17 protein-coding genes and 1 pseudogene are annotated in these 15810 nt (G+C 64.1%); 9 read left to right on the forward strand and 9 right to left on the reverse strand.

Going from position 1 to position 15810, the window contains the following annotated elements; translation table 11 throughout:
* Positions 1–73 precede the first annotated feature (73 nt).
* Positions 74–691: a hypothetical protein gene (locus HQ354_RS03285; protein ID WP_206030658.1), complete on the forward strand. Its 618-nt coding sequence runs from the start codon at positions 74–76 to the stop codon at positions 689–691.
* A 67-nt stretch (positions 692–758) separates the two neighbouring features.
* Here the strand turns inward: HQ354_RS03285 and pabB are convergent, their stop codons facing one another.
* From pabB to HQ354_RS03300, 3 genes are all read right to left on the reverse strand, one after another.
* A complete protein-coding gene (gene pabB / locus HQ354_RS03290) occupies positions 759–2804 on the reverse strand; it encodes an aminodeoxychorismate synthase component I (RefSeq protein WP_068425844.1) in 2046 nt (681 codons plus the stop codon).
* 9 nt (positions 2805–2813) lie between these two features.
* Positions 2814–3191: a chorismate mutase gene (locus HQ354_RS03295; RefSeq protein WP_068424077.1), complete on the reverse strand. Its 378-nt coding sequence runs from the start codon at positions 3189–3191 to the stop codon at positions 2814–2816.
* Between the two features lie 338 nt (positions 3192–3529).
* Positions 3530–3868 carry an RNA polymerase-binding protein RbpA gene (locus HQ354_RS03300; RefSeq protein WP_068424075.1) on the reverse strand — a complete coding sequence of 113 codons (339 nt, stop codon included), beginning with the start codon at positions 3866–3868 and terminating at the stop codon, positions 3530–3532.
* Positions 3869–4067: 199 nt separating this feature from the next.
* Here HQ354_RS03300 and HQ354_RS03305 point away from each other — a divergent pair, with 199 nt between their 5' ends.
* On the forward strand, positions 4068–4391 hold the full coding sequence (locus tag HQ354_RS03305; protein ID WP_114331000.1) for a hypothetical protein: 324 nt from the start codon (positions 4068–4070) through the stop codon (positions 4389–4391).
* A gap of 41 nt (positions 4392–4432) precedes the next feature.
* Positions 4433–4987: a DUF6328 family protein gene (locus HQ354_RS03310; protein ID WP_222634166.1), complete on the forward strand. Its 555-nt coding sequence runs from the start codon at positions 4433–4435 to the stop codon at positions 4985–4987.
* On the opposite strand, the gene HQ354_RS03315 is transcribed toward HQ354_RS03310, so the two are convergent.
* The 3 genes from HQ354_RS03315 to HQ354_RS03325 all read right to left on the reverse strand — a co-directional run bounded on the left by HQ354_RS03315 (position 4984) and on the right by HQ354_RS03325 (position 7912).
* A complete protein-coding gene (locus HQ354_RS03315) occupies positions 4984–5262 on the reverse strand; it encodes a Rho termination factor N-terminal domain-containing protein (RefSeq protein ID WP_222634167.1) in 279 nt (92 codons plus the stop codon). The two genes, HQ354_RS03310 and HQ354_RS03315, sit on opposite strands and share 4 nt — an antisense overlap.
* A gap of 50 nt (positions 5263–5312) precedes the next feature.
* Complete coding sequence (locus HQ354_RS03320; protein WP_068424071.1) at positions 5313–6806, reverse strand: amidase; 1494 nt, start codon at positions 6804–6806, stop codon at positions 5313–5315.
* A gap of 77 nt (positions 6807–6883) precedes the next feature.
* Complete coding sequence (locus HQ354_RS03325; protein ID WP_068425838.1) at positions 6884–7912, reverse strand: pirin family protein; 1029 nt, start codon at positions 7910–7912, stop codon at positions 6884–6886.
* Positions 7913–8035: 123 nt separating this feature from the next.
* On the opposite strand from HQ354_RS03325, the gene HQ354_RS03330 reads away from it, so the two are divergent.
* A complete protein-coding gene (locus HQ354_RS03330) occupies positions 8036–8527 on the forward strand; it encodes a carboxymuconolactone decarboxylase family protein (protein WP_254303468.1) in 492 nt (163 codons plus the stop codon).
* A 12-nt stretch (positions 8528–8539) separates the two neighbouring features.
* Positions 8540–8890, forward strand: a complete 351-nt coding sequence (locus tag HQ354_RS03335; RefSeq protein ID WP_068424067.1) for a GNAT family N-acetyltransferase — start codon at positions 8540–8542, stop codon at positions 8888–8890.
* 344 nt (positions 8891–9234) lie between these two features.
* Here HQ354_RS03335 and HQ354_RS03340 read toward each other — a convergent pair whose 3' ends face one another.
* The gene (locus HQ354_RS03340) at positions 9235–9780 is read right to left on the reverse strand and encodes a TetR/AcrR family transcriptional regulator (RefSeq protein ID WP_167676025.1); all 546 of its coding nucleotides are present in this window, start codon (positions 9778–9780) and stop codon (positions 9235–9237) included.
* A gap of 113 nt (positions 9781–9893) precedes the next feature.
* Between HQ354_RS03340 and HQ354_RS03345 the strand changes: the two genes are divergently transcribed.
* On the forward strand, positions 9894–10808 hold the full coding sequence (locus tag HQ354_RS03345; RefSeq protein WP_167675891.1) for an alpha/beta hydrolase: 915 nt from the start codon (positions 9894–9896) through the stop codon (positions 10806–10808).
* Positions 10805–11602, forward strand: a complete 798-nt coding sequence (locus tag HQ354_RS03350; protein ID WP_167675893.1) for an SDR family oxidoreductase — start codon at positions 10805–10807, stop codon at positions 11600–11602. Before HQ354_RS03345 ends, HQ354_RS03350 begins: the two co-directional genes overlap by 4 nt.
* 10 nt (positions 11603–11612) lie before the next feature.
* Here the strand turns inward: HQ354_RS03350 and HQ354_RS03355 are convergent, their stop codons facing one another.
* On the reverse strand, positions 11613–12578 hold the full coding sequence (locus HQ354_RS03355) for a DMT family transporter (protein WP_167675895.1): 966 nt from the start codon (positions 12576–12578) through the stop codon (positions 11613–11615).
* Positions 12579–12617: 39 nt separating this feature from the next.
* Here HQ354_RS03355 and HQ354_RS03360 point away from each other — a divergent pair, with 39 nt between their 5' ends.
* Both HQ354_RS03360 and helR read left to right on the forward strand, forming a co-directional pair.
* Positions 12618–13169: an ABATE domain-containing protein gene (locus HQ354_RS03360; protein ID WP_167675896.1), complete on the forward strand. Its 552-nt coding sequence runs from the start codon at positions 12618–12620 to the stop codon at positions 13167–13169.
* A 122-nt stretch (positions 13170–13291) separates the two neighbouring features.
* Positions 13292–15466 (forward strand): RNA polymerase recycling motor ATPase HelR, encoded by a 2175-nt coding sequence (gene helR, locus HQ354_RS03365; RefSeq protein WP_167675898.1) that lies wholly within the window; start codon positions 13292–13294, stop codon positions 15464–15466.
* Here helR and HQ354_RS03370 read toward each other — a convergent pair.
* Positions 15441–15793 (reverse strand): annotated as a pseudogene (locus tag HQ354_RS03370) (VOC family protein). The gene helR and the pseudogene HQ354_RS03370 sit on opposite strands and share 26 nt — an antisense overlap.
* Between the last annotated feature and the right edge of the window lie 17 nt (positions 15794–15810).

Consider the following 15810-nt stretch of genomic DNA (forward strand, 5'->3'; position numbering starts at 1 on the left):
GGTCACAGAACGCGCGGTAGCGAATACCATCGTGACCTACGCACGATCCATTTCGCCGAACTACGGTCTGGGGATGCCTGTGAAACGAATCAAGTCCGTGTCAGCAACCATCGTGGCGGTCGTGGCCACGACCGCGGTCACCGTGGCTCTCGGCAGCGGCCCTGCGAATGCTGCACCCGCAGCAGAGTCGGTCGGCTTCGAAACGTCGGCCACCCCCGAAGGATCGGTGAGGACCGTCCTCGACGGCGGCGCCTTCCGCCTCGACGCGTCGGCGTCGGCGGTTCAGGTCGTCGGTGATTCGGGGGCGGTGCTCGCGAGCCTGCCGCTGACGTACACGGTGAACGGAACGCAGTATTCGATCGCACCGTCGATCACAGGGGAGCGGCAGCTTCTGCTCACACCGCAGCCGGCCGCGTTGGTCACCGACGTGGCCGGACCGGTGACGAAACAGCAGGCGCTGGACAACCTGCTCAGCCAGACCGGAATCGGACTGGCCAACGGGGGAGCGGCAGGAGCAGCCGTAGGTGCGGCACTCGGACTTGCGATCGGGTGTGTGTCGATCTTCCCCAATTTCATCGCGGGTTGCATCATCGGTACAGCGATCGGTGTCGTGGCGGGCACGATCATCGGGACGAACAACGCGAACCCCAACATCGGGCCTGCGGCGTTCGAGTACTTCAACACTCCGTAGACGGCACGACGAAAGATCGGGCCGCAACGGTGTCACCGTTGCGGCCCGATCTTTTTCGATGGGTAGGTCAGTTGTTCGTGTTGTCCAACGCGCGGCGCATCGAGACGGCCTTCACCATGGTCTCGGTGAATTCCTCCTCGGGATCCGACAACGCCACGATTGCGCCGCCGACACCGAAGGTCACCTCGTGCTCGGTGGAGACGATGGTTCTGATCACGATCGAGAAGTCGGCGGTGCCGGTCAACGAGAAGTAGCCGATCGCTCCGGAATACACCCCGCGAGGGCCGTCTTCCAGCTTGTCGATGATCGCCATCGTACGGATCTTCGGCGCTCCCGTCATCGAGCCGCCCGGGAATGCAGCCCCGATGCAGTCCACGGCCGACGCGTCCTCACGCAGACGGCCCCGAACAGTCGACACCAATTGGTGCACAGGAGCATAGGTTTCGACATCGAACAGCTTCGGTACGTGCACCGAACCGGGCACGCACACGCGAGCGAGATCGTTACGGACCAGATCGACGATCATGAGGTTCTCGGCGTTGTCCTTCTCGTTCGAGAGAAGATCCGCCCGCAGCAACTCGTCTTCCGCCTCCGTTGCGCCCCGGGGACGCGTGCCCTTGATGGGCTTCGACTCCACGATGCGGTCGGCGTCGATGCGGAGGAAGCGTTCGGGCGATGCGCTGGAGACGGACAGGTCGTCGAACCCGAGGAACGCGCTGTACGGGGTCGGATTGATCTCGCGCAGACACGAATACGTGCCGAGCGCGTCGATCGGTCCCGGGAACGTCGCCATGTTGGTCAGACACACCTCGTAGGTCTCACCCGACCGGATGTCGGCGAGACACTGTTCGATCAGTCCGATGTACTTCGCGCGATCGTGGCGGAGCTGCAGATCCGCTTGCACCGTCGGAGCGACCAACGGCTGTTCGGGCTCCGGCTCGGAACGACCTCGAACTCCGTCGAGACGCCGCAGCGACTCGGTGATCGATGCGAACCAGTCGAGTGTCGCCGGCTCCTCGTGATCGGCGACCAGCGCCAGAACATGGCACCGCCCGGCGTCGTGATCGAACACGAGCGCGCGGTCGGCGAAGACCATCGACGCGTCCGGAGTCGGGGCAGTGTGGACCAGCTGACCTCCCACGTCTGCCTTCAGTTCGTACCCCAGATAGCCGACGTACCCGAGACCGAAGGCGAACGGATGGTCGTGCAGCGGCGGGACGGCGCGTTCCGTCAACTGCCGATTCAGGTAGTCGAAGAACGTCGAATCCACCGACTCGACGGTGCCGTCGCTGCGCTGCACGTTCACGCGCGCCGCGGCGACGCTGTAGGTCACGTATTCCGCACGGGGACCGGAACAATCACCCATGATGGAGAACCGTGAGTCCGCCTCCAACGCCGAGCTCCCGTCGAGCCAGAACTTGTTCGGACCGTCGGCGAACAATGCGCGAAAGACCTGTTCGGTATCGAAATCGCCCTCGACGCAACGGGTTTCGATGGCGTACGCGGACCGGGTAGGCGCAGTCTGCGACGTCGCGGCGGGCAGACTCAGATCGCGAAAGTTCGCCAGAAGCTCCCGTCCGTATTCGGTGCTGATCGACTCGGGGTGAAACTGCACTCCCCACATCGGAAGCGTGCGGTGGCGAACAGCCATGACGAGGCCGTCGGCCGTCCACGCACACGGCTCCAGGTCGTCGGGAAGCTCGATTGCGACGAGCGAGTGATACCTGACCACCGAGAACGACGACGGCAGCCCGTCGAACAGATCGGTGCCGGCGTGCGTGATCGTCGAGACACGACCATGCATCGGGAGCGGCGCGAGATCGACGTGACCACCCAGCACGTGACAGATGGCCTGGTGCCCCAGACAGACACCCAGCACCGGTAGACCACTCTCGAGAATCACACGCGACGAGATGCCGAGGTCGTGGGCGGTGGCGGGTCGGCCGGGGCCGGGGGAGATGACAACGTTGTCGTATCGGGCGAAATCCAATGTCTCCCAAGCGACGTCGTTCTTCACGACGGTGGGCGGAGTTCCGTTGACCTCGGCGAGTAGTCCGTACAGGTTGTACGTGAACGAATCGTAATTGTCGATCAACAAAGTGCGCACTGCCATGACGGCCACCTAACGCTGCCGCGGAGTCGAGGCGGGTCCGTCGCCGTTCGTCGATGCTGCGCCGTCCGAGTTCGACTCCAGCGAGGCTGCGACCGGGTCCGCGTCGATGATGACGTCCTCGACGCGACAAGCCTCTGCGATGAGCAGGGAATACACCGACGCCAGGAAGTCCTCGGACAGATCGTTGTTCCGCGCGAATTCACGAGCGCGGTCCTGCACGACACCGACACGGCCGGGCTGCATCATCGGAATATCGAAGTCTCGCTTCACATGTGCGACGCGAACGCACACGTCGATGCGTTCCTTGACCGCTTCCAGCAGCCGCCGGTCGATCGCATCGAGTTCACCGCGAAGCGATCTCAACAATCCGTCGGACTCGTCGCTCACGATTCGCTGCCCCCTCGTTCTGCAGCACAGCGCTGCGATTGCTCGATTTCAACGGTATTCACAACATATCGCGCTGACTTTCTGGACCGTTACCCCGACGACGATCGGCTCAGCCTTCGATTCTGACATCTCGGCGCGCCCCACGAGGGGAACAATGACCGACATTTTCGTTTTCGTCGTCGGATCGTTGCACGACGCCCGAAAAACAAACTTCGAGCCCATTCGAGACGAAAAAACTGCGCCGAACGAATGAATTCGTTCGGCGCAGTTGCATTTCGTACGCTCGGATTCGCGGAGTCCGAACGCGAACGGTGGTGCGCATCGGCGCTACCCGAGTATCAGGCTCCGCGTCGCTTCACCTTGAGGAGGTCCATTCGCTCCTTGAGAAGCTCTTCGAGCTCCTCGACCGAGCGACGCTCGAGCAACATGTCCCAGTGAGTACGAGGAGGCTTGACCTTCTTGGTCTCGGGCGCAGCGCCCTCGATCAGGGTGCCTTCCAGACCGTTGCGGCACATCCAGGTGCCCGGAATTTCGGCGTCGTCCGCGAACGGCACATCGAACTCTTCGCCGTTGTCGCAGCGGTAGCGGGCGACGCGACGAGGCGCGAGGTCGTGATCTCGATCGGTCTCGTAGCTGACAGCGCCGAGTCGGCTACCCCGAAGTACACGATCTGCCATTGTGAAGTCCTCTCCCTCGATAGTGCGTGCTGGGGCGGACGTCGTGCCTGCTGTACACGATCCCCACGCCACTCACAGATTCTTCAACGCGCCGAGCACGCCGATCGTTCCCGGTTCGGCGTGCGACACGAATCGATCCGCGCACAAGTACGCATCATTCTACCCGGCAGCACGCCGTAGGCTCGTGGGCATGTCACCGATGTCCCGACGAGCCCATGCGTGCGAATGGTGTGGACGCGAAGTCGCGGATTCCGGAATGGGGCGTCGGCGACGGTACTGCAGGCAGTCGTGCCGTCAACGCGCCTACGAACACCGAAGCGCAGTCAAGGGCACGTCGATCGCGGAGGATGCGGTCGTCCTGTCCGCGGACGAGGCGTCGGCCCTGATCGATCGAGCCTTCGAGGTCCGGTGCGCCGCCGAGGACGTGGCGATCGCGATAGGTGAAGGTGCCACGGCCGAGGAATTGACGCGCCTGTGCGACGACCTCGTATCGCGAGCACGGGACGCCGAACGACTTCGGTGAGGTGGGAGGGATCTGGACCGGTCCGGCAGTAGTGTTGTCGAATGAACACCGGCGAGGGCGAGGCTCAGCGCGAATGGAATGGCAAGGCGCGGAACGAGACCCCGACTCAGCAACTCGATCGCAAGAGGAACGCACTGCTTCAGGAGCTTCGAGTCGTGCAGACCGGTGTTCAGCTGTTGACCGGATTTCTGCTCACGGTCCCGTTCCAAGGCCGCTTCGATCAGCTGTCGTCGACTGGCCGGGCCGTGTATCTGGTCACGGTCGCTGCGTCGATCGTCGCGACGATACTGCTGATCGCCCCAGTCGGTATGCACCGTCTTCTGTTCCGCAAGCGGGCCATCGGATATCTGGTCCGAGTCGGAAACCGACTTGCCATTCTCGGGCTGTTGTCACTCGCCGTGGCGCTCGTCGGGGTAGTGACTCTGACGTTCGACCTGGTGCTGGGCATCGTCGGAGCCGTCAGTGCTGCGATCGTCGTCGCGGTACTGCTGATCGGCCTGTGGTGGGTCCTGCCGCGTAGCCATCTCGCGCATGGCGACATGGATTCCGGCGACGAATCCCGGATATCGGACTCTAGGGGTCCGACTGCGTCCTAGTGGTCGCGCAGCTTCTCGATAAGATCGTCCTTCTTCAGATTCGAGTAGCCCGACAGGCCGAGTTCCTTGGCCCGCGACTTCAGGTCGTCGACGGTCCAGTCCTTGTACGAACCCGAATGACCGCCCTTCGCGCCGACGGACGACCGACCCTTGTTCGCCGCGGCGTTGGAAATGCGAGCCGCTTTTTCTTTCGAGTTGCCTTCCTTGCGGAGCTCCTCGTACATGTCCTGGTCCTTGAGCTGCGGCTTCGAGTCGCTCGACGAATTCTTCGGCATGGTTCCTCCTGACGTCGTGTCGGGAGTCGGATATCCGTGCGTTGCGCTGTTCAAACGACGCCGTGCGGGGCCGGGAACCGTTGAATCCACGGCTGCGCTTCCTCGAGCTGCGCCGCGAGCTGAAGCAGGAGACGCTCCGAGCCGAGAGGTCCGACGAACTGCACTCCGAGGGGGAGGCCGTCGTCGGTCCAGTGCAACGGAACGCTGATCGCGGGGCGGCCGGTCAGATTGGCCAGCTGGGTGTACGGCACCCAACCGAGGTTCTGCTCGATCGCGTCGTCGAGCAAGCCGCTCAGTGCCATGACGCGCCCGCCACGCATGGCGTTCATGACGCGTGCTGCAAGTTGGACCAGAGGCGACGTCGCGGTTGCGCCGAGCCGCGGTGGGGGAGTTGCGAGCGTGGGGGTGAGGAACAGATCGAACCGAGTGTGGAACTCGGCGAGGGACCGTACGTAGGTCCTCGTGTTCTCGAGAGCGGCGATCATCGCGTTCATCCCGCTGTGACGGCCGAACTCGGCCATCGCCAGCGTGTCTGGTTCGAACTGCGAGTTCTTCGCACCGAGACGGGCCTTGATGTCGACGACCTGGGCGTACACCTGCGCGAACCAGATCGTCAGGAAGTCACGGGACAAGGACCGGTCGTCGTAGGGGGGAGCCACCTGTTCGACGCGGTGGCCGAGCCCGGTCAGCAGCGTCGCGGCCCGTTCGACCGCCGCGACGGCTTCACGGTCGGGGTTCGGGTTCACCGACGACGAGATGGACCAGCCGATGCGCAGCTTCGCAGGACGGCGGTCGAGATCGGACGCGAACGGCGTGGTCGGGAACTGCGCCGAATAGTCGGCGTACGGGTCGGGGCCGACGATGGCGTCGCACAGTGCTGCGCTGTCGCGAACGGTTCGGCTCACCACACCTTGCCCGACCATCCCGAACAGGACCTCACCGGTCTGTGGTCCGTACGGCGAGAGACCGCGACCGAGTTTCAACCCGACCAGTCCATTGCAGGCAGCCGGGATGCGGATGGATCCACCGCCGTCGTTGGCGCCCGCTGCAGGGACGATACCGGCGGCGACTGCGGCGCCGGCACCACCGGACGATCCACCCGGCGTGCGTTCCGGGTTCCACGGATTACGGGCGGGGCCCCACAGTTCCGATTCGGTGACGCCCTTCGCGCCGAACTCGGGGGTGTTGGTCTTTCCGAAGATCACCAGACCGGCATCGAGGAACCGCTGTGTGACCAGTGCATGTTCTGCGGCGACATCGTTCTTCAGTGATTGTGAACCGTACGACGTCGGGTAACCCTTGTACTCCTGCGCCAGATCCTTGATCAGGAACGGGACACCGGCCAACGGCCCGGTCAATTCGCCGCTGTCGGCACGCTCGTCGGCAGCAGCGTCCATTCGCATGACGATGGAGTTGAGGCCACCGTCGACGGCGTCCGCCCGCGTGCGCGCCAGATTCAGCAGTTCGCGGGGCTTGACCTCGCCGGTTCGAACCAGCTCGGCCAGAGACGTGGCGTCGTTGGACACGTATTCGGCGAATTCCACCGGGCGATGCTATCCCGGGCCGGGCCGCCGTTCGATGGATTCCGCCCCGCGAATCGTTCCCCGGCTGGGCTACTCGGCTATCGATCGCGAAAAGCGCGCCCGGCCTTGTTCTCTCGCGGCCTGAGGCTGCTGTTCGGCAGCGTCGGCGCGGGCAGATGTTGAGTATCCCCCTCGTAGCCCTGCACCTGGCCGAACCTGTCACTGTGCGCCTGCCACTGCTCGCGGTAGCGCTCGATCTCGGAGTGCGTGCGGCCGACGAAGTTCCACCACATGATGATGTCCTCGTTCAACGGCGTTCCACCGAGCAACACGACACGGGCCGCAACGTCGGCGCCGACGTTGCGCAGGTGAAGACGCGTCGCGCCGACCCCGATGTATCCCATCTCGGTTCGAACGAGCGGTTCGGCTGCGGACTCGACGACCTGCACTGTTCCGTCGTCGACGAGGACACCGTGTTCGAACGTGGGGTCCACGTCGAGCTCGATCTCGGCACCCGGCGCGAACGTCAGCTCGGCCCCGAGCAACGGCGTGAAGGTGTGCACCGGCGACCGATCACCCGCACATTCGCCGAGAAACACGCGAACGGCGACGCCGCTCCGCTCGACGGCAGGCGGCACGTAGTGCGCGAAGTCGCGCGGCGTGTCCGCGGCGTCGGCCGGAAGGGCCACCCAGAGCTGGACGCCGTGCAGGATCGTGGTGTTCGACGTCGACACCTCGGTGTGCGCGATCCCGTGGCCTGCCGTCATCAGGTTCAGCTCACCGGGCCGCACCATCGCGTGATTGCCCATCGTGTCGCGATGTTCGATCTCGCCGGTGAACAGCCAACTGACCGTCTGCAGACCGGTGTGTGGATGCGGTGGTACGTCCATGCCACCCGTCGTCGACACGTCGTCGGGACCGTAGTGGTCGGCGAAACACCAGGCGCCGATCAACGACCGTTCACGCTGGGGCAGTGTGCGACGCACCGTCATCGCACGCGGTCCACCGAGCGGCACATCGCGCGCTGTGAGCACCTCCACGACGATGTCGCCGACGTCACCAGCAGTACCTGCGTCCGCGTCCGACCGGCAGTCGATCTCGGACGGCCGGGTTTCGAGGTTGCTCATGTGCTCATGTTCCTCCTCACCGGCGCACCTCGCCGGATCGGGGTGGGAACTGCCGTCGGTCGACGAGTAATGTCGATGCGCGAGAACGTGTTCGATCCCCTCCGTACGACCCGAGAGGCTTCCGTGACCCACAGCGATTCCGACGATGCACACTCTCCAGTGCTGCGGGTGTTGATCGACAAACATGATCCCGAAGTGTTCAAAGCGCAAGTCGCTGTGGCCAAGGCTGTCCGCGCCGCCACGCACGACGCCGGTATGGATCGCCGGTTCGTCGAGCTGGTCAACGTCCGTGTTTCCCAGATCAACAGGTGCGCATACTGTCTGGACGTCCATGGCGCAGCCGCAGTGGCAGCGGGGGAGACGCCGCAGCGGCTCTCGGTGTTGCCCGCGTGGCGGGACACGACGTTGTTCGACGATCGTGAACGCGCCGCTCTGACGCTCGCCGAGTCGGTCACCACGCTGCCCGACAGCGCCAGCCAGGATCGCGACTACGCATTCTCCCGAAAGGTGTTGTCCGACAAAGAGATTTCGGCATTGTGCTGGGTAGCAATCGCCATGAATGCCTTCAACCGCATATCGATCGTCAGCCGACACACGGTGCGACCTCAACAGTAGAAAGGCCACACGATGACCGCTTCGAACGACGACATCCGCGACCGCGTCACCGTCGCTCACGATGCTCCCGGGCAGCGCTACACCCTCGGAATCGACGACTCCGTCATCGGCTTCACCGAGTACCGCGACCACGACGGCCGGAGGGTGTTCTTTCACACCGAGACTGACGACGCCTATGCGGGCCACGGCCTCAGTTCGATCCTGGTGAAGAACGCACTCGACGACGTGCGTGCACAGGGCCTGCGAGTGGTCGCCGTCTGTCCGCTGGTGGCCAAGTACGTCGGCAAGCACACGGAGGTCCAGGACATCGTGGACCCGGTTACCCCACAGGTTCTCGAATTTCTCGACGCAGCGTCACAGTGAGCTAGATCCCGGCGACGAACTCCACACCTATAGAAACGTCACTGTGACGTTTCTATAGGTGTGGGCAGGGTCGGTGAGTCGGGGGTCCCGTGGCTTTGCGGTGCCGCCGAGACTCCATGAGGTGAACGACGATCGTGGGGCGAGAACCGCGACAATCGTGGGCCGTCGACGTCCCGGCGGATGCCGGCTGGACCGAGTGCGCGAACCGCGTGGAGATCGACGTTACGAGCGGTGTGAGACAGAGCGTTCCGATGTGTCGAGGCGTGACGCGTGTGCACCGTGTACAGCCAGTTCATGACTCGGCGCCCATGTCGGCGTTTTGCCGATAATCTACATTATGTCAACTAAGCGACCGGCCATCGACTAGCCAGCGCTTCGCAGATGGCACGCTGCTCTCCCTCGTCGTGCGTGTGCATCAGCAGCCCTTCGACGGTGAACACCGCAATCATCACTTCGGCGTCGACGGTCTCCGCGGAGACGCCGGCTGCTTCCAGTTCGGCACGGAACAGACTGCCTGTGAGTAGATGAAAGTTGTTGTGCCACTCCGCTACCGCCGGTGAATGCGCCACGCGAGCATGGACTGTCGTCACCAGGCCGCTCATCTCGGTCAAACGCCGCACGATCCACAGCACCCGAGCCGCAATCGGCTCACCCGAAATTGCCTGATACATCGGCCAGACGTCGGCCATGACAGCCGAGACGACCGCGACGAGTACGTCGTCCTTGTCCCCGAAATACCAGTAGATCGTGTTGGCTGCTACCCCGGCTTCCTTCGCCAGCTTGCTCATCGACGTCGCGTCGAACCCGCCCTCGACGAACAACCTGCGCGCCGCCGCGACGATCTCTTCGCGCTTCTCATCGGCAGCTTGCGGTTTCTTGTTCCGCGCCACGGCGACGTTCACCTCCACGACGATGTTTCTGGATTGGTCACTGGCTCTTGAATGGCATTCAAGAGCCTGCTAGCTTGTTGAATACCATTCAAGATACCTCGTGGAGGTTCTCTATGACGTCTCAGCGCAGTTACGTTCGGTCCGATGTCACCTTCGGATCCGGCGACGCGTCGTGCGCAGCCTGGCTCTACCGTCCGGACGGCGTCGCGAACCCGCCGATCGTCGTGCTCGCGCACGGCTTCGCGGCGTTCCGTGAACTCCGGCTCGACGCGTACGCCGCGCGGTTCGCCCAAGCCGGCTATGCCGCATTCGTCTTCGACTATCGCCATTGGGGTGCCAGCGAGGGTATGCCGCGCCGCATTCTCGACATCGGCAAGCAGCAGGCCGATTGGGCTGCTGCACTCGCCTATGTTCGGAGCCTCGACGGCATCGACACACGGCGAGTGGTGGCGTGGGGGTCGTCGTTCGGCGGTGGCCACGTCCTGAAGCTGGCCGCCCGAGACACCGGCCTGGCCGCTGCGATCATCCAAGTTCCTCACGTGAGCGGACCTGCGTCGGCGTTCTCCCAATCTCCGGCGTTGGTGGCGCGACTGATCCTGGGTGGAATCCGTGACCAAGTCCGGGCATGGACGGGGCGAGCGCCCTACCGCATGGCCGCGGTGGGACGGCCTGGCGACATCGCGATGATGACCTCACCCGGCGCCTACGAGCTGGTCGAACGCATGGGCGACATGCGTGAGGAACTCCTGGCGGAGAACGACGTCGCCGCCCGGATCGCTCTACGCGTCCCGCTCTACTCCCCCGGGCGCTACGCACGCGACGTGAGCGCCCCCGTCCTGGTCCAACTCGCTGCGAAAGACGACGTCACACCGATCGAGAAGGCCCAGGCCGTCGCTCGCCGAATTCCGAACGGTGAAGTCCACACCTACGACATCGGCCACTTCGAGCCGTACCTCGATCCCTACTTCGACACCATCGTCGCCGAGCAAATCGATTTCCTCGACCACCACTTGGGAGACCCACGATGACCACCGACACCGTTCGACGTACAGCCCTCGTCACGGGCGCCTCCGCGGGAATCGGAACCGCATTCGCCCGCCATCTCGCGGCAGAGGGTCACGACCTCGTTCTGGTCGCCCGACGCGCAGACCGGTTGGAGACGCTCGCACACGAACTGCGTCGGCAACACGCGGTACGCGCCGAGATCGTCGCGGCAGACTTGAGCGACCCGTCGACTCCAGCCGCGATCGTCGACCGTGCACACGAACTGGGCATGCCGATCGACATCCTCGTCAACAACGCAGGGCTGTCCTCGAGTACCAAATTCTCCGATACACCCTGGGAGTCGGTCGCTGCCGAGATTCAGCTCATGGTGACTGCGGTGACCGAACTGACTCACCGCGTAATACCCGGAATGAAGACGCGACGGTGGGGCCGCGTCGTGAATCTTTCGTCCCTCGCCGCGGTGTCTCCGCCGGGAGAAGGCCTGCTCTACACCGGAATAAAGACCTACGTCCTGAACATGTCCCAATCGCTCGACATGGAGCTGAAGCCCCACGGCATTCACGTCACCGCATTGTGCCCGGGCTTCACTTACAGCGAATTTCACGACGTCATGGGCACCCGCGACGCCGCAGACCGCCTACCGGGATTCATGTGGCAGCACCCCGAAGCCGTGGTCCGCGAGGGATGGGCAGCAGTCACCGCAGGAAAGCCCGTGTGCATACCCGGCGTGGTCAACAAGGTCTCCGCGGCAGCCATGCGGCCCATCCCTGGCCGTATCGGCTACTTCCTCGGACGGACACTCAACCCGTTCAAGTAAAGGTTCTTCGTCAGAAACCAGCCTGAGCCCGCCTCCGCACACGGTTCTCCCCCAGTTTCACAGCGACGACCCCGGCGAGGATCAGCACACCACCGCCGATTTGAACCGCCCGTGGAACTTCACCCAGCAGTAGCCATGCGAACACCAATGCCGACACCACCTCGGTCAGTCCGACGAACGACGCCAGTCGCGAGCCGAGCCGCCGGCCGGCAGCGATTCCACATACGTACGCCACTGCGGCCGTCACGACGCCCAGCACCAGAATCGAGACCCACCACGGCACACTCGCGCTCGCGAGCACCACCGAACGCGTCGTCGCGGTGAACGGCACGATGCCGACCAGCCCCGCGAAAAGGAGAATCGTTCCGCCGCACAGTAACCCGCCGGCCGCGAGCGTCAACGGCGGCAACCCGTTCGACTCGTCTGCTGACACGATCCAGTACACGGCCGCACCGGCCATGGCACCCAAGGCCCACAGAACACCGACCGGATTCAGCGAGGTACCCGAGACGAGGTCGAGCACCAGCACCAAGCCGACAGCTGCGAGTGCAGCGCCGCCGACGGTCTGCAGAGTGGGACGTTGCTTGTGCCGCAACCACATCCACAGAACGACGACGACAGGCGAGGTGAACTCGATCAACAGGGCTACCCCGACCGGCATGTACCCCACCGCGTTGAAGTAGGCCAGCTGACAACCGGCGACGGCGATGGCCCCGTACGCGACGAGTACACCGATGTTGCGTGACAACACGTTCCATCGTCCACGCAGTGCAAGCAGGCCTGGAACGAGCAGAACGGCGGCGGCGATCAGAATTCGCGCTGTCACGGCTGCGCCTGCGCTCCACCCCGCGTCGAGCAGACCCTTGGCCAACGGGCCCGACAATCCGAACGATGCCGACGACACGAGCGCCAGTCCCAGACCGGACGCGAGACGAGATGGGCGTCGGACCGCGATGTCATCAGTCAAGGAGGTCATGAGTCATGACGGTAGAAGGTGAAGATGTAAGGTGTCAATATGGTTTTCGCTCATGACACGGAGAGCGCGTTGGTGTCAGCGGTCGCCCTGGCCAACTCGGCCGAGGATCCCGACACACTCGAGACTCGAGCCGACCTGCGCGAGTTCTACCGGAGCCACGAATACACGGGCCGATTCGACGGCGACGAGCTCGAGCTGGCTGCAGTGCGCAACCTGCGACCACTGCTCAGGCAGTTGCTGACGAGCGACCGTGACTCTGCGGTCGACGTCGTCAATCACATCCTCGCCGACGCGAATGCTCTCCCGCGTCTCGTGCGACATGGCGACACCGACTGGCATCTGCACGCGGTCGGCGACGACCGTCCCTTCGCGGAACGCATCGCCGTCGAGTCCGCTATGGCGATGATCGACGTCATCCGGTCGAACGAGATGTCGAGACTGCAGATCTGCGCCGCCGACTGCGACGGGATCGTCCTCGACCTCTCGCGGAACCGATCGCGCAAGTTCTGCAGCACGGCATGTGGCAACCGCACCGCAGTAGCGGCATATCGGAGTCGACAGAGCGAACGGGAACCGTCGGCCGAGGAATGAAGGAAGCGACGTATCTCGTCCTTCCACTGTCAATCTATAGCGCACCCGGGGCCTTGCGGCAAGACCCCGTCCGTCCCTCATACTCGTGGATCCAACGCTTCGACCAGCGAAAACGAGAACACATGAGTGGGAAACCGCAGACTGCCGACAGTGCCTTCGACCTTCCCGCGCACCTGCGCCACAAGAACGACCCGACTCTGATCGCCCACGACGAGGCCTTCTTCGCATCCGTCGCCGCGAGTCTCGAGCGCTCCATCACGGACTTGCTCGCTCGGCTCGACGCCACAAGGAAAGCGCCCGTCGAGATAGGTCGAGAAGCGCTCGAACGCGACATGGAGGTGCATCGGCTGAACGCTCGTATCCGGACGATGCGTCGGTACGGCCTCGATCTCTGCCTGGGCCACATCGTGAAAGCGGGGAGCGGCCGGACGGTCTACATCGGGCGACTCGGCCTGGTGGACTCGAACGGCGACCAGTTGCTGATCGACTGGCGCTCCCCCGCCGCCGAACCGTTCTTCGGCGCGACGCATGCACAGCCGATGGGCCTCGAACGACGTCGACGCTATCGCTGGACCCGGGGCCGGATCAGCGACTACTGGGACGAGGTCTTCACCGCCGACGGATACGACGGTCCGCGCAAGGCAGCGCTCGACGATCAATCGGCGTTCATCGCGAGTCTCGGCGGTTCGCGGTCGCCGAAGATGCGCGACGTCCTGGGCACGATCCAGGCCGATCAGGACGCGATCGTTCGGGCCGGGTCGTCCGGAGCGCTCGTCGTCGACGGTGGGCCGGGGACGGGCAAGACCGTCGTCGCGCTGCACCGTACGGCTTATCTGCTCTACGCCGATCCACGTCTCGGGCGGGGCCACGGCGGCGTGTTGTTCGTCGGACCGCACAAGCACTATCTCGCATACGTGTCCGATGTCCTACCCAGTCTCGGCGAGGAAGGCGTCACCACCTGTACGCTCGCGGACCTCGTGTCCGAGGGCGAGAGAGCCGTCCCTGAGACGGATGCCGAGGTGGCCAGGCTGAAATCCTCCGTCGAACTCGTCCGTGCGATCGACAAGGCGGTTGCGTTCTACGAACAGTCGCCGAAGACGGGCATGACCGTCGAGACCGAGTGGGCGAACATCCGATTGACCCCGGACGACTGGAAGGAGGCATTCGATGTTCCCGACCCCGGTACCCCGCACAACGAGGCACGCGAGATCATCTGGGACGCACTGATCGCCATTCTGATGGACAAGTACGCAGGCGACGAGCCGATATCGTCGGTGCGGAAGTCGTTGCAGGAGAACGACGATCTGCGTACCGCGCTCGACAACGCGTGGACTCTGATCGAGGCGGCCGACCTGGTCGGCGATCTGTGGTCGGTGCCGGCCTATCTGCGTCACTGCGCGCCCTGGCTGTCGGCGACCGACGTTCGCACGCTGTACCGCGTCGATGCGCACAAGTGGACGACCGCCGATCTTCCGTTGCTCGACGCTGCGCGTGCACGTTTGGGTGACCCGGAAACCGCACGGAGACAACGCCGTCGGTCCGCGGCTGCCGCAGCCGAGCGTTGTCGGATGGACAGGGTGGTCGACGAACTTCTTCAACTCGACGACGAGGACGGTTTGATGGCCCAGCTGCGTCAGGACGGCATTCGCGACGCGCTCGTCGACGGCGCCGCGGTTCCCGACGTCGACCCCGACCGCCTGGCCGGGCCGTTTGCTCACGTCGTCGTCGACGAGGCGCAGGAACTGACCGACGCCGAATGGCAGATGTTGTTGTTGCGCTGCCCTTCTCACAGTTTCACGATCGTCGGAGACCGGGCGCAGGCACGTCACGGGTTCGTCGAGACATGGCAGGAACGATTGGAGAGAACAGGACTGAGGCGCGTCCAGATGGCGTCGTTGAGCATGAACTACCGGACGCCGGAAGAAGTCATGACCGTGGCCGAGCCCGTCATCAAGGCGGCGCTTCCCGACGCCAACGTTCCGAAGTCCATCCGTCGCAGCGGAATTCCCGTCGTCCATGCGCCGGTTGTCCAGCTCGACCAGATCGTCGACGCATGGACCGACAGCAATCCCGACGGAATCGGGTGTGTCATCGGACGCCCAGCTTTTCGCGCCAGGGACAGGATTTCGTCGCTGTCGCCGGAACTGGCGAAAGGACTCGAGTTCGATCTGGTGGTGGTCGTCGATCCGGAGTCGTTCGGATCCGGTATCGAAGGTGCCGTCGATCGGTACGTCGCGATGACCCGTGCGACGCAGAAGCTCGTCGTGCTGACTACGAGTGGTGCCGAACGATGTTGACGACGTTGCCGTCGGGGGCGCGGACGAGGAATCGCCGCATTCCCCACGCTTCGGTCGTCAGCGGGTGGACGATGTCGTAGCCGAGGCGTTCGGCTTCCTCGTACGCGGCATCGACGTCGTCGACCATCACCGACATGACGGAGTCCGCTGGTGAGGTTGCGTCACCGGTGACCACCTGCACGCTCGACTTCCCGTCGGGCGTCGTGAAGCGGGCCACCCAGCCGAGATCGAACTCCTTGTTCTCGGACCGAGGAATTCGCCGTAGAAGCTCTTGGACTGCTCGATGTTCCCGACTGCAAGATTCGGGACGATCTTACGCACTCGCATCGGCTCTCCTCGTGACG

The sequence above is a fragment of the Rhodococcus sp. BP-261 genome (assembly GCF_019835205.1).
Classification (GTDB): domain Bacteria; phylum Actinomycetota; class Actinomycetes; order Mycobacteriales; family Mycobacteriaceae; genus Rhodococcoides; species Rhodococcoides kyotonensis_B.

Excerpts from the sequence above, each read along its gene's own strand:
- HQ354_RS03285 (WP_206030658.1), top strand. The coding sequence starts at position 74 with ATGCCTGTGAAACGAATCAAGTCCGTGTCAGCAACCATCGTGGCGGTC.
- pabB (WP_068425844.1), bottom strand. The coding sequence starts at position 2,804 with ATGGCAGTGCGCACTTTGTTGATCGACAATTACGATTCGTTCACGTAC.
- HQ354_RS03300 (WP_068424075.1), bottom strand. The coding sequence starts at position 3,868 with ATGGCAGATCGTGTACTTCGGGGTAGCCGACTCGGCGCTGTCAGCTAC.
- HQ354_RS03305 (WP_114331000.1), top strand. The coding sequence starts at position 4,068 with ATGTCCCGACGAGCCCATGCGTGCGAATGGTGTGGACGCGAAGTCGCG.
- HQ354_RS03310 (WP_222634166.1), top strand. The coding sequence starts at position 4,433 with ATGAACACCGGCGAGGGCGAGGCTCAGCGCGAATGGAATGGCAAGGCG.
- HQ354_RS03315 (WP_222634167.1), bottom strand. The coding sequence starts at position 5,262 with ATGCCGAAGAATTCGTCGAGCGACTCGAAGCCGCAGCTCAAGGACCAG.
- HQ354_RS03325 (WP_068425838.1), bottom strand. The coding sequence starts at position 7,912 with ATGAGCAACCTCGAAACCCGGCCGTCCGAGATCGACTGCCGGTCGGAC.
- HQ354_RS03335 (WP_068424067.1), top strand. The coding sequence starts at position 8,540 with ATGACCGCTTCGAACGACGACATCCGCGACCGCGTCACCGTCGCTCAC.
- HQ354_RS03345 (WP_167675891.1), top strand. The coding sequence starts at position 9,894 with ATGACGTCTCAGCGCAGTTACGTTCGGTCCGATGTCACCTTCGGATCC.
- HQ354_RS03350 (WP_167675893.1), top strand. The coding sequence starts at position 10,805 with ATGACCACCGACACCGTTCGACGTACAGCCCTCGTCACGGGCGCCTCC.
- HQ354_RS03355 (WP_167675895.1), bottom strand. The coding sequence starts at position 12,578 with ATGACCTCCTTGACTGATGACATCGCGGTCCGACGCCCATCTCGTCTC.
- HQ354_RS03360 (WP_167675896.1), top strand. The coding sequence starts at position 12,618 with ATGGTTTTCGCTCATGACACGGAGAGCGCGTTGGTGTCAGCGGTCGCC.
- helR (WP_167675898.1), top strand. The coding sequence starts at position 13,292 with ATGAGTGGGAAACCGCAGACTGCCGACAGTGCCTTCGACCTTCCCGCG.